The organism is Actinomyces urinae, assembly GCF_900119695.1.
Taxonomy (GTDB): domain Bacteria; phylum Actinomycetota; class Actinomycetes; order Actinomycetales; family Actinomycetaceae; genus Gleimia; species Gleimia urinae.
The window spans coordinates 632172-645942 of record NZ_LT632547.1 but is presented as its reverse complement, the minus strand read 5'-3'; the positions used below and the strand labels follow the sequence as shown (position 1 = coordinate 645942).

The window sequence follows — 13771 nt, the reverse complement described above, 5'->3', positions numbered from 1 at the left end:
CAAAGGAGAAAGGTGAAAACCACTAAGCCTCGCGTTGTAGCGGTAGTAGTGGCGTGGAATCGCCAGGATCTAATGATCCAAACACTAGATGGCCTCGCCTGCCAAACTCGGGCTCCCGAGGCCGTAGTGGTTATCGATAATGCCTCCACGGATAACTCGCGTACCATCGCTAAAGAGCATGAGGCAGTGGATGAAGTTCTTACCATGCCTGAAAATCTTGGAGGCGCAGGTGGTTTTGCTGCCGGCATAGCTAGAGCCGTTAACCATTGGAACGCAGACCTCGTGTGGATTATGGACGACGATACGGTCCCCACGCAGACAGCCCTCGCCGGACTCCTAGAAGCGCGCCGGAGGTACCCGGGCCAACCGGCCCTCCTCGCATCCAAAGCTATCTGGACAGACGGGCGGGAACACCCGATGAACCGTCCGCGACCTCGCCCCCTGCTCGATCCGGAGCTGGCTCGTCGAGCTGAAGAAATAGACGCGATTCCGATCCGCACGGCCTCCTTCGTCTCAATCATGATCGACAGGCGAGCCATCGAAGAAGACGGGCTGCCGAAAGCCGACTACTTCCTGTGGAATGACGACTTCGAATACACTGCGCGCCTGCTCCGTCACCGCGTCGGCCTGTACGTGCCCTATTCCGTGGTGGTGCACAAAACTAAAAAGTTTGGGGACTCATCCGCCGACCCTGGTCCACGCTTTGTAAACGAGGTACGTAACAAACTCTGGATGTACACGCGCTCGAATGCGCTCAACCCGGTTGAGAAGGCTCTATATGGCGGCAAATCTGTGCTACGTTGGGGAATGACCGTGAAGAACTCGGCCGATCCGAAGGCGCTACTTGGCTTCGCTCGAGAAGGTATAAAGCAGGGAACGAAGCCGCCTCGCACCACCGCCGAGGTCCTTTCCCACACCCCCGTAGCAAGGGACGTTGAAGCGCTTGAAGGCGCCGGGCACCAAGTTTTTGCAGGCGAGAATGAACCTTTCACTGTGCTCACATCCGTGTATGCGGGGGATAATCCGCAGCAGTTTGAACGCGCGCTCGTATCAATTACTCGTGAACAAGAACTGAAACCCGACCAGGTAGTGCTCGTACAAGATGGGCCCGTACCAGACGAGTTACAAGAAACCATCGATAGGGCCAGCGACATCGCCGGCCAGCACATTGACGTCGTGCGATTGGTTGAAAACCAAGGGCTCGCCCTTGCCCTCGAAGCTGGACTGAAAGCCGCCAAACACGAAATCATTGCGCGTGCAGATGCTGATGACGTGTCCCTGCCACAGCGCTTCGCCAAGCAACTCCCGCTTATGCGTGGGCGCGACCTCATTGGATCTGCCATCGCCGAGTTCGAGCATGACGAAACCCAATGGGGCATGATTCGCGTCCTACCCGTCAAGCATCAAGACATCGCCAAAACAGCAAGATTTCGCGATCCGTTTAACCACCCAACCGTGGTTATGCGCAAAAGCGCACTAGAGCGTGCCGGTGGTTATCAGCATCTGGATCGAATGGAAGACTACTGGCTGTTTGCCCGCATGATTGCATCCGGAGCGCGAACCGCCAACATCGAAGAACCCCTTGTTGCATACCGCGTAGGGGCCGGTGCATATGCGCGTAGGGGAGGGAGCGATCTGTTCGACTCTGAACTCGAACTACAACGCAACCTCCTGCGTATAGGTTTCGTCACTCCCGCCCAATACGTGCGCAACGTGGTGATTCGCGCCGGCTATCGACTCATTCCTACTGCCGTAAGAAAATTCCTGTACCAGGGGGTTGGAACCCTCTCATGGTTCCGACGCGGCTAAACTAAAAGAGCGTACCTACGCCAAGATATAGGAGCTTGCCTTGAAATATGACGTTGTAATTGTGGGATCCGGCCTTTTTGGCCTAACAATTGCGCGCCAATGCGCAGAAGAACGCGGCCTCAAAGTTGCGCTTTTGGAACGCCGCAGTCACATCGGCGGAAACGCCTATTCCGAGGCCGATCCTGAAACGGGTATTGAAGTCCACAAATATGGCGCGCACCTATTCCACACGTCTAACGAACGCGTGTGGGAGTACGTCAACCGCTTCACCTCATTCACAAACTACGTTCACCACGTGAAAACCACGGTTGGCGGCGAGGTATATTCAATGCCCGTGAACCTGGGCACCATCAACCAGTTCTTCCGTGCTGCATACACTCCCGATGAAGCGCGTGCACTGGTTAAAGAACAGTCCGCTGAAGTTGCAGACTCTGACGTTAAAGACTTTGAATCCAAGGGTATCTCCCTGGTGGGGCGCCCCTTATTTGAGGCGTTTTTCAAGGGATACACAGCCAAGCAGTGGCAGACCGACCCGAAGAAGCTGCCGGCCTCCATCGTTTCGCGCCTGCCCGTGCGCTACACGTACAACGACAAGTACTTCTCTGATACCTATGAGGGCCTACCGACTGACGGATACGCCGCTTGGCTGGAACGTATGGCAGACCACGACCTGATCGATGTCTTCCTCGATACCGACTTCTTTGATAATTCCCACGAGCTGTCTAAAGACAAGGTGGTTGGCAAAGTTCCCGTAGTGTACACGGGCCCGCTAGACCGCTACTTCGACTATTGCGAAGGCGACCTCACCTGGCGCACGCTCGACTTCGAAATTGAAGTTGTAAGCACTGGCGACTTTCAAGGAACCTCCGTTATGAACTACGGAGACGAGGACGTTCCCTACACTCGCATTCACGAGTTCCGTCACTTCCACCCCGAGCGAGATAATCAATATCCGGCCGACAAGACCGTTATCGCGCGCGAATACTCACGTTTTGCAAGCCGAGAGGAAGAACCGTACTACCCGGTCAATACGGACGAGGACCGCGAGCGCCTGGCCCGTTACCGCGAGCTAATGGATGGTGAAGATAAAGTGTTCTTCGGAGGACGCCTGGGAACCTACAAGTACTTGGACATGCACATGGCCATTGCCTCTGCACTATCGATGTGGGACAACCAGCTTGCTCCACTGCTTGACGGTGAGAACTAGGAGCCGGTTTGACCACATCCACTGACGAGTTCGTAAGGCCTGGACGCTCACGAGGACTACTGGAAGTATTCGATAAGCGTTTCCTCGCTTCTCTTCTTGTGCACAAGGAGCTGCGGGTACGCTACCGCGGTTCCGTTCTGGGTATGCTGTGGAGCTACGCGAAACCAGCAGTCCAGTTCCTCGTGTTCTACCTGGCCATCGGCAAGTTCATGGGTATGGATCGTGCCATTGAAAACTACGTGATCTACATGTTTGCTGGCGTTGTTGCGATGAACTACTTTGCTGAGATATTCAACAACGATACTCGTTCGGTAGTTTGGAACACTCCACTAGTTAAGAAAATCTACTTGCCGCGTGAACTTTTCCCGGTAGCCTCCACGTGGGTAGCGTTCGTGCATTTTGTGCCGCAGCTGGTGATCCTTGCCAGCGGCGCTCTCGTTTTTGGGTGGAGACCCGGCCTAATGCAACTGGGGCTGTTTATCTACGTGTTCTTGGTTCTCACCGTGTTCGGCCTTGGTGTCGGGCTTTTGATGGGGGCCTTGAACGTGTTTTATAGGGATGCTGAGAACTTCGTTGAACTCATCCTCATGGTCACTACGTGGGCGTCACCGGTGCTGTACAAATGGGAGATGGTTTACGACTTCCTCGGTGATGGTTGGTTGTGGAAGTTGTATCAGCTGAACCCGTTGACGCCGATCGTGGAAATGTTTCACATCGTGTTTTGGGAGCCAACGATGATGGAAGAGGCAGCTACGAGGCCTCCCGACATGTTCATGTGGGGCGTCATTGCGGGTGTGTCCGCGGTTGTAACGCTACTGGTTGGCGAGACTGTGTTTAGAAAACTTGACCCCCGTTTTGCGCAGGAGCTCTGATGGCTACGGAGAACAAGAATCACAAGCCGCGCCCTGTGGTGATGGTCGAGAACGTTCGCAAAGAGTTCATCATTCGACGCACTCACACGTTGAAAGAGACCCTTGTCTGGTCCATGACTGGGCGACGCTCTGAGATTTCAGAACGTTTCCGCGCACTCGATGACGTGTCTTTTACGGTGAACGAGGGGGACACGGTTGCGCTACTTGGCTACAACGGTTCGGGTAAGTCCACCTGTTTGAAGTTGATCTCTGGCGTACTACGCGAGGACTCGGGGTACGTGGGTGTGCGCGGCAAGGTAGCGGGCCTGATCGAGGTAGGTGCGGGCTTCCACCCCGACCTTACCGGGCGCGAAAACGTGTACTTGAACGGCGCTATCCTCGGCATGTCTAAGAAGGAAGTTGAGGACGCGTTCGACGAGATCGTGGCGTTTTCGGAAATCGAGAAGTTCATTGACACCGAGGTTAAGTTCTATTCCTCCGGTATGTTCCTGCGCCTGGCCTTCTCCGTTGCGGTGCACACCCACCCGGACATTTTCCTTGTGGATGAGATCCTCGCGGTTGGCGACGAACCGTTCCAACGTAAGTGTCTCGCCCGCGTGCAAGAAATGAAGGACGCTGGCACCACCCTCGTGATTGTTAGCCACGACCTCGACATGATCGCAGATATTTGTGACCGCGGCATCCTGCTTGAAAAAGGCAAGATCGTTGTCGACGGCACCGTGGATGAAGCGATTGAAAGGATGCGTAGTGAGCAATAATAGCGAGGATCTAGCAGCGCGGCTAGCCGACGTTTTCCCCAACTACAAGTTCACTGTCATGCTCAGCGAAGAGGGTGAGAACATCCTCGGCAGGCTCGATGACGCATGGATTGAGAGCGGGCTTCGCCCCTTGCTTTTACTTCACGAACGGATTGAGGTTGTCCTCAGTTGTCGAAATGTGGAGCCCATGTCCAACCCGGCTGAGCTTCAAAAACCCTTCGAACATGTTTACGAAGATGGCGCCGAGGTGGGCGTCATAACCGCACAAAGCAGAACTGACGTGCCGCTTGAACGCATCATGATGGCAGTGCCTACCGCGGAGCTAGTAGGCAAGCCGGCTAACTTCAAGATGGAGCTCAACACTTCTAAGCTGGCCGCGCTCGTCGCGAAGACCTACACGAAGGTCTACCACGCGGCGCCCCTCACACTTGATGTGTATCGCCAGTATCGCAACACGCATGGGCGCGGCCGCAAGCCGCAGGTTTTGCCGGCAATGACCCGCTCGGGTGAGGCCGGAGGGGACCTCAACTCGAAAACCATGTGGATCGCCATGCACTGGGCGGAGTCCGGGGGAGCGGAAGCCTGGGCGTGGGAGCAGGCTCGCATCGCCAAAGCAGCCGGCTTCAACCTGATCTTCACGTTCGACCGGTGCGCGCCCCAGCGGCAGCTCAATCTCGCCTCGTCAATGTCGCGGTTTGTCTACCTGTTTGACCAAGCTGTGCCGCGGCGCAACTGGCCGGCTCTCGTAACCGAAATCATGGCCACGCACAGGCCCGGCCGCATCCACATTCACCACTCGATTTTTGCATACAGCATGATCCCACTGGTGAAGTCCCTTTACCCGGGCGTGCGCATTGAAGACAGTACGCATATTTCTGAGCACCGCGGAGGCGGCTTCGTGTCGGCCTCTATCGGCGCGCGAGCATACGTGGACCTGCACCACGTGATCTCTCCGCAGTTGCAGCGCTTATATCGTGAGGGAGGTGTCGACTCGGCGAAGGTCGTATACCGCCCGCTCACGTCATTCACCTCTGATCAGGCTCAGCCGCGGCCAGTTGAGTTGCCAGCAAACCGTCCGCTTCGCCTCGGATTCTTGGGCCGTCTATCTCCACAAAAGCGGCCCGTCCTGTTCGTGGCACTGGCCGCATACCTGAACAAGCGTTATCCCGGCAAGTTCGAGTTCGTGATGCAGGGCGATGGCGAACTCGAAGAAATCGTGTCGAAACAAATCCGACGCATGCGTCTTGATGTGGCCATTGATCGTCGTCCTTGGGGGCCGGTTGCAGAATTTTTTGACGATATCGATGTCCTCGTAATCACGTCTGAAAATGAGGGCCTGACTCTAACTACAATCGAGGCAGACGCGGCTGGTGTTTTGGTGGTATCCACGGACGTTGGATCGCAGCGGACTGTAATTGCTCCAGGCGCGCTACTTCCACGCGAACCTATCGCATTTTTCAAAGCGGCCAAGCACTTGTTCCCACGCCTGGCATCTGACGCTGAGTTCGTGCGTAGACTGGCTGCAGAGCAGCGCAGCCAACTCGACAGTCTTCGTGGCCTAGAGTCAGCAACAACATTCTTTGAAAACCACTACGCACAGATTATGAGGGAACTCGACGCGCAAGAAAGTAGGGAAGCGAAGTGAAAGTCGCAGCTGTAGTTGTCACGTTCAATCGCCGTGAACTGTTGGAGAAGACAATCGCGGGCCTAGAGGCTCAAACCCGTCCAGTTGACAAGATCCTCGTTATTAACAACGCTTCAACTGATGACACGCGCGAATACTTGCTCGGTCGCGATTGGAAGCGCCCTCACGCTGTCATCACGTCCGTGAATAATACGGGAGGTGCGGGCGGTTTCACGCTTGGTATCGAAGAAGCATACAAGCGCGGCTTTGACGGGTTCTGGTTGATGGACGACGACACGGTTCCACAACCCGAAGCCTTAGAAGAACTGCTCGCAGGTCTCGATGCCGCCACAAAGCGCCGCGGGGCGATGCCGTCGTTTGCCTGCTCCAGCGTGCTTTGGACGGACGGAAGTATGTGCGAGATGAACTCGCCTGAAACTGTATGGGACTGGGTGCGCCCCCTCATCGATGGGGACAATCACGTGGATGTGAAGTCGTGTTCCTTCGTGTCCTGCCTCGTGACGCGTGAGGGTGTCGAGGAAGCTGGCCTGCCATACCGCGAGTACTTCATCTGGTACGACGACGCCGAGTACACCACGCGTCTATCTAAATTCCGCCCCGGCATTTACGTGCCCAGTTCGAAGGTCGATCACCTGTTGGCGGAGAACTTGGGCGTGAACTATGGGCAAATTAACGAATCGAACATTTGGAAGTTCGAGTACGGGGTGCGCAACCAAGTATCGGCCGCATGGTCGCTACGAAACCCCGCCATGGTCGCCCAGATTGGGGAGAGCATGCTGAAACAAATGCGCGGCCGCCAGATTCCGCTGCCCCTCAAGCTTCGCCTCGTCAAGGCCGGCCTGAAAGGGCTGGTGTTCCACCCGCGTAAGAGGACCGTAGCCGACATCTAGCCAGAGCATAGGCACAGCCGTAGCCAGTTCCCGATGAGGTAGCAGCATCGGTAGCATGGCGCGTAGGCGCAGGAAAACTAAGCGAGGTTTTCCTGCGCCATTATTGTGTCGGTGTCGAGGCCTGGTTCGATCCAGATTGCTGGCCGCTGCAGGCGCCATGCCTCCCAGATGGAGCCGATGTAAGGCTCACCGCACACCACTACAGGCTGGTTACCGGCCTCGAGGGAGGGGCTAGGCTCGCCCTCGGGTAGCCGCGCGGGAACAGCTCCAGCGAAAGCAAGTCCGTCGGGTTGGCTACCCACCTCTGCGATCGCGTCGGATACACCATCTGGCAGATCACCGCTCCATTCCAGGGCCATCATGCCCAAGTCCTGCAGTAATACGATGAGGCCCGGATCGTCGGTGGCGGCTGCGCGGGCCTCGTCCTCGTTGCTGGTTACGAAAATGTCGAACCTGGAAAGGTCAGCCTCTGAGATGATGTATACACTCCCTCCAGCAAGTCCTGTCCCCGTGACCCAGACCAGGGTTCGCCAAGATGCGGGAAGCGCTAGGGCCACGCCCGGCTGTTCTCCGCCGAGCACTTCGTCAACGTAGTTCGCAGTTTTTGCAAGCCAACGTGCCATGACGGGGCCGGTAAATTCAAGGCGTCCAGATTGTGAGTACCAAGTAAGTACTGCCGAAGGCGTGGATTCCATCCAGGTCAAAACGTTAGGGTCAAGCATGATCCTAGATTCTCACAGGCATAGCTCGAAGTCATACGATAGGGAAGCCGAGCATAGGAGAGGCACAGACCTCATCTGCATGAAATGCAAATTTTGACGCAGGTGTGGGCAATATCAAACGAAAATGAGCGCTCAGGCGAGTGGAAAAGTTCTCAAAGACTTTCCATACACCATACGGTTTGACTATTGTGTATAACACGCGTGTAATTCATTAAGACGATATCTAAGTGAGGGGAAAACCGTGTGGAATATTCTCGGTGAAGGACCGCTTTCATTTGATGAAAGCGCGTACCTTGATGATGGTCCTCTCGCTTGGCAGGAGCAGGCTCTTTGCGCGCAGACGGATCCGGAAGCTTTCTTCCCGGAAAAGGGCGGCTCTACTAGGGAGGCCAAAGCGGTGTGCGCTTCTTGTGAAGTGCGCGCTCAGTGCCTTGAATATGCCCTGCAAAATGATGAGCGCTTTGGAATTTGGGGTGGAATGTCGGAGCGCGAACGCCGCCGGCTTAAGCGCCGCGCAGTATAAGGCTCTCTAAGTGGCTGACCAAAGCGTTACAGCACTAATTGTTTCCCCCGCGAATTCGCCGTTCTTGCGGCGCACTCTTGACGCGGTTTTGGGGCAGTCCCACCTGCCTGAGCGCATTGTGCTGGTGCGCGTTGGTAAAGAAGCATTCCCAGCGGTTGACGGTGTTGAGGTAATCGACGCGCCGGGCGCGAATAACTTTGGTGATGCGATTCGCGAGGCGGTATCGGCGGATCCTTCAATAGTGCAGTCCCAGTGGCTTTGGACCTTGCATGACGATAGCGCGCCTTTTGAGGATGCTCTTGCGAATCTTATTGCCGAGGGCGCTCGCGGCTTAACCGTAGGAATTATTGGGCCAAAACAGGTCGCCTGGTCTGACTCGGCTCGCCTGCTTGAGGTGGGGGTGCGGGCATCTCGTTCGGGCCGCCGCCTCGATTATTTGATGCCGGGTGAGATTGACCAGGGCCAGCACGACTCGGACTCGGACGTGCTTGCGGTTGGCACGGCTGGCATGCTGATTCGAGCAGCGGTGTGGGAACTGACCGGCGGGCCAGATCCTGTGCTGGGACCGTTTGGTGACGGCCTCGAATTGTGTAGGCGCACCCGCCAACTCGGATACCGCACGGTGGTTGCTCCTGGGGCAAAGATCGCGCACGCGCGTGGCAGTTACCGGGATGTTCGCGCGGGTGAGGAAGCGGACGTTAACCGTTCGTTTGGCTTGCGACGCGGCGCGCAACTGTACAACGCGATGGTTGCAAACCCACCTATCTTGTTCGTCCTAATGCTGGTTTCGCTTCCATTTTGGACGCTTCTGCGCGCACTTATGCGCCTGTTTACCAAACAACCTGACCTGGCCTGGCTTGAACTGGTTGGGTTTGCGCGCGCGTTTAGTAGGATTCCTCAGGCCATCTCAGCGCGTCTGCGCCTGGCCCGCACCCGTAAGGTTCCTGCGAAAGCTCTTGCTAGTCTCGAGGAATCGAACCTCATCATCACCAAGGCCAAGCGCACACTGGCTAAACGCGAGCGCGAACCTAAGCCCGTTGAAGTCCTTGAACCGGTAGCAGCTAAATTACTTCGCGAACATAAGATTGCATCAAACGTCGCCGCTGGGGTTGGAACGTTGCTATTACTTGTGGCAATTTTCTTTACTAGTAGCGGGCTCACGAACGGTATAACGGGTGGAGCTTGGGCAAATCTGCCGACTTCCTTTACAAAACTGTGGCACGAGGCGTGGGCCGGCTGGGTTGTTGGTGGCGCGGGAGCTGCGGGACCTAGCGACCCTCTACTCATGGTCTGGGCGCTTCTATCTGCCCCATTTGCTCTAATCGGTATCGGCCCCAAAAACGTGCTGGTGGGCTTTTGGCTACTAGCCCCGCTGGCGGCGTGGCTCGCTATGTTCTGGGCTACGAGCACGCTCACGCACCGGCCAGTTTGGCGGTTTGCGTTTGCAACCATCTGGATTTCGCTTCCCACGTTCTTGTTGTCCTGGTCTGATGGGCGTATGGCCGCAGTGATGGCGCATGTGGCTGTTCCACTGGTATTTCTGGGGTGGATGAGGATGCTGAGCCTGGGCGCCACTTTGCGGATCCGCGGCGCGCAAGACGGCGAACTAGAGGTGCAAGATCGTACTTTGGCTACCAGTTACGCCGCGCTCGCGTCAGCTGCTCTCGTGGTGGTGGTTGCCGCCGCACCATGGGCAGGTTTGGCGCTCGTACTGTTTACGATCGTCCAGTTGCTCGTGCGGCCTCGCAAATGGAAATTAACGCTACTCGCAGCTACTCCGCCCCTGGCGATCATGCTACCCACCTGGATTGCGGCCGTTCAGATCGGAGGATCAAGAGCGCTCCGATTCCTGCTTGCCGATTCGGGTCGTCCACTCGCTTTTGATGCCCCACCAACTTGGCTGAGCGTGCTCGGCATACCGGAAAACTTAGTGTTGGATCCGCGTAGCGTGGGCTTTTGGTTGGCTTTGGCTCCCGGTGTTCTGTGCGTTCTGGGTGCAACGCTTGCTCTTGTGAACTTTTCGCACGCTTGGATACGTACCCGCTTCTTCTACTTGACGGGCACTATCGCTTTCATCATTGCGATTGTGGCAGCCCGCACAGTCATCGCCTTTGACGGGACTCTGGTTGCTGCTTGGCCAGGACCGGCTCTGTCCATTGCGGGCATATGCATGATTGCTGCGTGGTCGGGCCTGCTGCGTCCTCTGGTTCTACAAGAGCGCCTCTATTCGTACCGTTCGCGTCGCCGCCTTGACGCAGCCGCAAAGCGTCGCTTGAAAGCCAAGGAGCGTTCGCAGCAGAACGCACCCAAGAAAGACGTCTTAGACGAGGCTGATGCTCAGGCTGCCCAGGCTGATGTCGAGCAATCTGAGGTGGACGCAGTGCAATCCGTGGACGAAGTCGAACCGGACGAGTCCGAAACCGAACATCTTGAGGAACAAGCTGTGACGCCCGTGCCTGTTCTCAATTCGCGTGTAAGCGCCCTTGAACGGGTTGTTTGGCCGCTTGCAGCGGCGGGCCTGGTTTTGACATTAGTGGTTGCGCTAGCCCCGGTTGCGGTGTGGGCTGCAGGAATAACGGTTGATGGAGCGCGTCCGCGCGCTATCACAGCTGCCCCAGAGTATGAGACGCCTGCCGCCGCGCAGTACGCTCAGGATTACCCGCGCCACGCTCGCTTCCTCGTGATGCATGTAAATGACGAGGGAGTGCAGGCACAACTCCGCCGTGGTGACGGCGTTGAACTGGGGGACTCGTCGCCGCGATTCCGCCTCGAAGACGCGATCAACATGCAGTATCTCCCGCAAGGTGAGGTAGCCCAGGCGCTGGCCAATCCCGATGAAGCGGACGCTGACTTCTCTCGCGCGGTAGCCGAAGTCCTGAACAATGCTGAGCCAACGGGCCTGCTTGGCTTCGCAGTGGATCAGATCGCATTGTCAGGGGAGGGAACCTCTTACACGGCGGCTCAGACGGCTCTCGACTCGAATGAGTACCTAGAGCGAGCGGGTGAATCTGAGGCTGGACTTCTGTGGCGAACGCGCCCCTCGGGCCTAGAGCCGGCTCGCATGTATATTGACGATTCAGGAAAAATCACGCCCGTCCCTTCCGGTCTAGTTGGTGCGTCCATAGATCTTTCAAAGTACAAATATGGCCCGGGAGCTACGCTGGTGCTGTCAGAACGTGCCGATGCTAACTGGCGAGCCACGGTTGGAGCCCAGTTGCTGGACGTCGCAGACCACGGTTGGCAGCAGGCGTTCAAACTGGACGGAGCGAACGGCGTGGTCAAGGTTGCGTACCATGCTGAATGGATGCCGCTATGGTGGGCCCTTAGTGCCCTTTCGGTTGTGAGCCTGCTTATTGCGGGCGCGCCGATCCGTAGAAGGAGGCGCCACAATGAAGCGTAAATGGTCAGCACGCTCAGCCGCCCGGGCCGGTGGTGCCGCACTAACCGGCGCGCTTGCCGTAGTCGCGCTCGGCCTGGTGGCAACCGCGCAGTCCAGTATCGATTTTGGTGAGGACGTTGGCCGCCAGATTTCTGAGGTCGTGACCTTGCCCAACCAGACCTATGAACTGGCATGCGCCGCGGGTATCGAAACTGAGTTCGGCGACAAGACCTCCACCAAGGTGTTCATTGCCGATGTCTCAGGCGTGGAACTGACTCGAGCCGTAGACCTCGTAACCGGCAAAGAGATCACGGGCGCAAAAGGCGAAGGCGGTCTCGAATTTGAGTCAGAAAACCCGATCGGCCTGTCCGTGCATTCCACGGTAGAGAACAAAGCACCTTCGGCTATTTTGGGCCAAATTAATACCGAGGATGTGCGCGGCTTGGTGTTCGATCAGTGCCAGACGGATCGCAATGATTCCTGGTTTAACGTGGGTGCAACCACGGTTGGCGAAGCCACGTTGCTCACAGTCATGAACCCGTCCAAACAGGCCTCCGAAGTGACGTTGCGCGGGTGGTCGAGCATCGGTCCGGTTGAGGGTGAACCGACATTCACCGTACGCGCAGGCTCAGTTGAGACGGTAAACCTGGCTGCCTTCTTCCCCGATGAGGAACGCCTGAGCGTCCAGGTGCAGGCGTCCGGCCCAGGTGTGGCCGCAACGATCCGCACTATCAGCACCGCAGGCCTCACTCCGCGCGGCCTCGACCACGTCTCCGGATCGGGGATTGCAACAAGAACTTCTCTCATATCCGGAGTTGTGAAGGGGTTGGAGGAACCGAAGCTTCGCCTCCAAAACGTGGGAGAAGAGGAAGCACAGGTTACTCTCAGTGTGCTCTCGCAGAAGGGCAGGGCGTCGCTTCCTGGCGGCAATGACGTAGTGATTGACCCCGGCGCGGTGTTCCAGCTAAATCTCGACGGTCTCGAGGATGAATACGCTAGTGTGCTAATCGAGTCCAGCGAGCCCCTGCTTGCCTCCGCATCGGGATACATGACCGGTAAGAAGGATCAGGACGGTAAAGCGCTAGCTGATCGCGTGGTGTGGACGCCCACGGATGCGGCAACTACCTTCCACGAGCCTCTTCCTGCGGCTTCCGGGGTTTCTTACACTCTCTTCCTATCCAATTCCAGTGATGAGGACGTCGCGGTGCGGGTGAATGGCAAGGAAATCAGCCTTGCAGGTGGGCATGCGATCAGCCAGGCCGTATCCGGATCGGATCTAATGATTGATGCTGATGCCCCCATCCACGCGTCGGTCAATGCGATTTCCGAGGTCGCCTCAGGCAATCTGATCTCTGCTCTTGCACTGCAAGATGCTACCTCGGGAACGCCTACGTTCCGCTTCATCGCCCCGCGTTAGACAGTCAATCGGTTCAGCTAGCAACCGAGCCAGATACCCGCCGACTTTAGATGTCTTCAATGGGGCCGCCGTGGATTTCCTCCATGGAAAGGCCGCTGAGCGCGGACAGGTTTTCTACCAGCAGTCCTCTCACGAGGGCATGCAAGGGGGATCCCATTTGGCGAACGGATATGCGCCCGGCTCGAGCCTGAATGGGAAGCCGATACAGCACCAGACGGGGAGCAAGACGCGCGAGTCGGTTTTCGGGGAACGTGCGGCACAGGACCACAGAGTGGTGCTCCCACGAGGCCGGGTTCGAGGTTGGAACTTCATCAATGCCAATCTCGATGCGTGCAAGCTCGGGGTGGCGAGCAGTGATTTCGCCTGCTTGCAGCGCCACTATTTGGTCAAAAGATTCGCGCCAGTTAGCCCGTGCGGGAACGCCAGGAACAAAAAGGGGGCCGCGGCTTCCTCTTCCATGCCGGTCACGGCGTCTTCTAGTTGGGCGCATGAGGCATACTTTACCCACCTGCCGCGTGGACAGGTAGTACAAGTGCTGTAGTTCTCCTA

Annotated in this window: 11 protein-coding genes; 9 read left to right on the top strand and 2 right to left on the bottom strand. The window is 57.0% G+C overall.

Translation table 11 applies throughout. The features are described 5' to 3' along the window. Positions 1–12: 12 nt before the first annotated feature. Genes BQ7114_RS04230 through BQ7114_RS04205 form a run of 6 tightly spaced genes read left to right on the top strand, consistent with a single transcriptional unit; the run spans position 13 to position 7181 of the window. Positions 13–1809 carry a glycosyltransferase gene (locus tag BQ7114_RS04230; RefSeq protein ID WP_072342346.1) on the top strand — a complete coding sequence of 599 codons (1797 nt, stop codon included), beginning with the start codon at positions 13–15 and terminating at the stop codon, positions 1807–1809. 40 nt (positions 1810–1849) lie between these two features. Next, positions 1850–3016 (top strand): UDP-galactopyranose mutase, encoded by a 1167-nt coding sequence (gene glf / locus BQ7114_RS04225; RefSeq protein WP_072342343.1) that lies wholly within the window; start codon positions 1850–1852, stop codon positions 3014–3016. A gap of 8 nt (positions 3017–3024) precedes the next feature. After that, a complete protein-coding gene (locus BQ7114_RS04220) occupies positions 3025–3888 on the top strand; it encodes an ABC transporter permease (RefSeq protein WP_072342340.1) in 864 nt (287 codons plus the stop codon). Beyond that, positions 3888–4646: an ABC transporter ATP-binding protein gene (locus BQ7114_RS04215; protein WP_072342337.1), complete on the top strand. Its 759-nt coding sequence runs from the start codon at positions 3888–3890 to the stop codon at positions 4644–4646. Before BQ7114_RS04220 ends, BQ7114_RS04215 begins: the two co-directional genes overlap by 1 nt. Continuing rightward, positions 4636–6291, top strand: coding sequence for a glycosyltransferase (locus tag BQ7114_RS04210; protein WP_072342334.1), 1656 nt, complete (start codon positions 4636–4638; stop codon positions 6289–6291). Before BQ7114_RS04215 ends, BQ7114_RS04210 begins: the two co-directional genes overlap by 11 nt. Next, the gene (locus BQ7114_RS04205) at positions 6288–7181 is read left to right on the top strand and encodes a glycosyltransferase family 2 protein (protein WP_072342331.1); all 894 of its coding nucleotides are present in this window, start codon (positions 6288–6290) and stop codon (positions 7179–7181) included. The genes BQ7114_RS04210 and BQ7114_RS04205 overlap by 4 nt, the downstream gene beginning before the upstream one ends. A 77-nt stretch (positions 7182–7258) precedes the next feature. Here the strand turns inward: BQ7114_RS04205 and BQ7114_RS04200 are convergent, their stop codons facing one another. Beyond that, the gene (locus tag BQ7114_RS04200; RefSeq protein WP_072342328.1) at positions 7259–7903 is read right to left on the bottom strand and encodes a hypothetical protein; all 645 of its coding nucleotides are present in this window, start codon (positions 7901–7903) and stop codon (positions 7259–7261) included. Positions 7904–8144: 241 nt separating this feature from the next. Between BQ7114_RS04200 and BQ7114_RS04195 the strand changes: the two genes are divergently transcribed. The 3 genes from BQ7114_RS04195 to BQ7114_RS04185 are packed head-to-tail and all read left to right on the top strand — an operon-like array spanning position 8145 to position 13222. Continuing rightward, positions 8145–8426: a WhiB family transcriptional regulator gene (locus BQ7114_RS04195; RefSeq protein ID WP_034506413.1), complete on the top strand. Its 282-nt coding sequence runs from the start codon at positions 8145–8147 to the stop codon at positions 8424–8426. A gap of 10 nt (positions 8427–8436) precedes the next feature. After that, positions 8437–11826, top strand: coding sequence for a glycosyltransferase family 2 protein (locus BQ7114_RS04190; RefSeq protein WP_072342325.1), 3390 nt, complete (start codon positions 8437–8439; stop codon positions 11824–11826). After that, complete coding sequence (locus BQ7114_RS04185) at positions 11816–13222, top strand: DUF5719 family protein (protein WP_072342322.1); 1407 nt, start codon at positions 11816–11818, stop codon at positions 13220–13222. The genes BQ7114_RS04190 and BQ7114_RS04185 overlap by 11 nt, the downstream gene beginning before the upstream one ends. A gap of 46 nt (positions 13223–13268) precedes the next feature. Here the strand turns inward: BQ7114_RS04185 and BQ7114_RS04180 are convergent, their stop codons facing one another. Next, a complete protein-coding gene (locus tag BQ7114_RS04180) occupies positions 13269–13712 on the bottom strand; it encodes a metallopeptidase family protein (RefSeq protein ID WP_072344786.1) in 444 nt (147 codons plus the stop codon). Positions 13713–13771 lie beyond the last annotated feature (59 nt).

Coding starts and splice junctions, on each gene's coding strand:
- BQ7114_RS04215 (WP_072342337.1), top strand. CDS start 3,888: ATGGCTACGGAGAACAAGAATCACAAGCCGCGCCCTGTGGTGATGGTC.
- BQ7114_RS04200 (WP_072342328.1), bottom strand. CDS start 7,903: ATGCTTGACCCTAACGTTTTGACCTGGATGGAATCCACGCCTTCGGCA.
- BQ7114_RS04185 (WP_072342322.1), top strand. CDS start 11,816: ATGAAGCGTAAATGGTCAGCACGCTCAGCCGCCCGGGCCGGTGGTGCC.
- BQ7114_RS04180 (WP_072344786.1), bottom strand. CDS start 13,712: ATGCGCCCAACTAGAAGACGCCGTGACCGGCATGGAAGAGGAAGCCGC.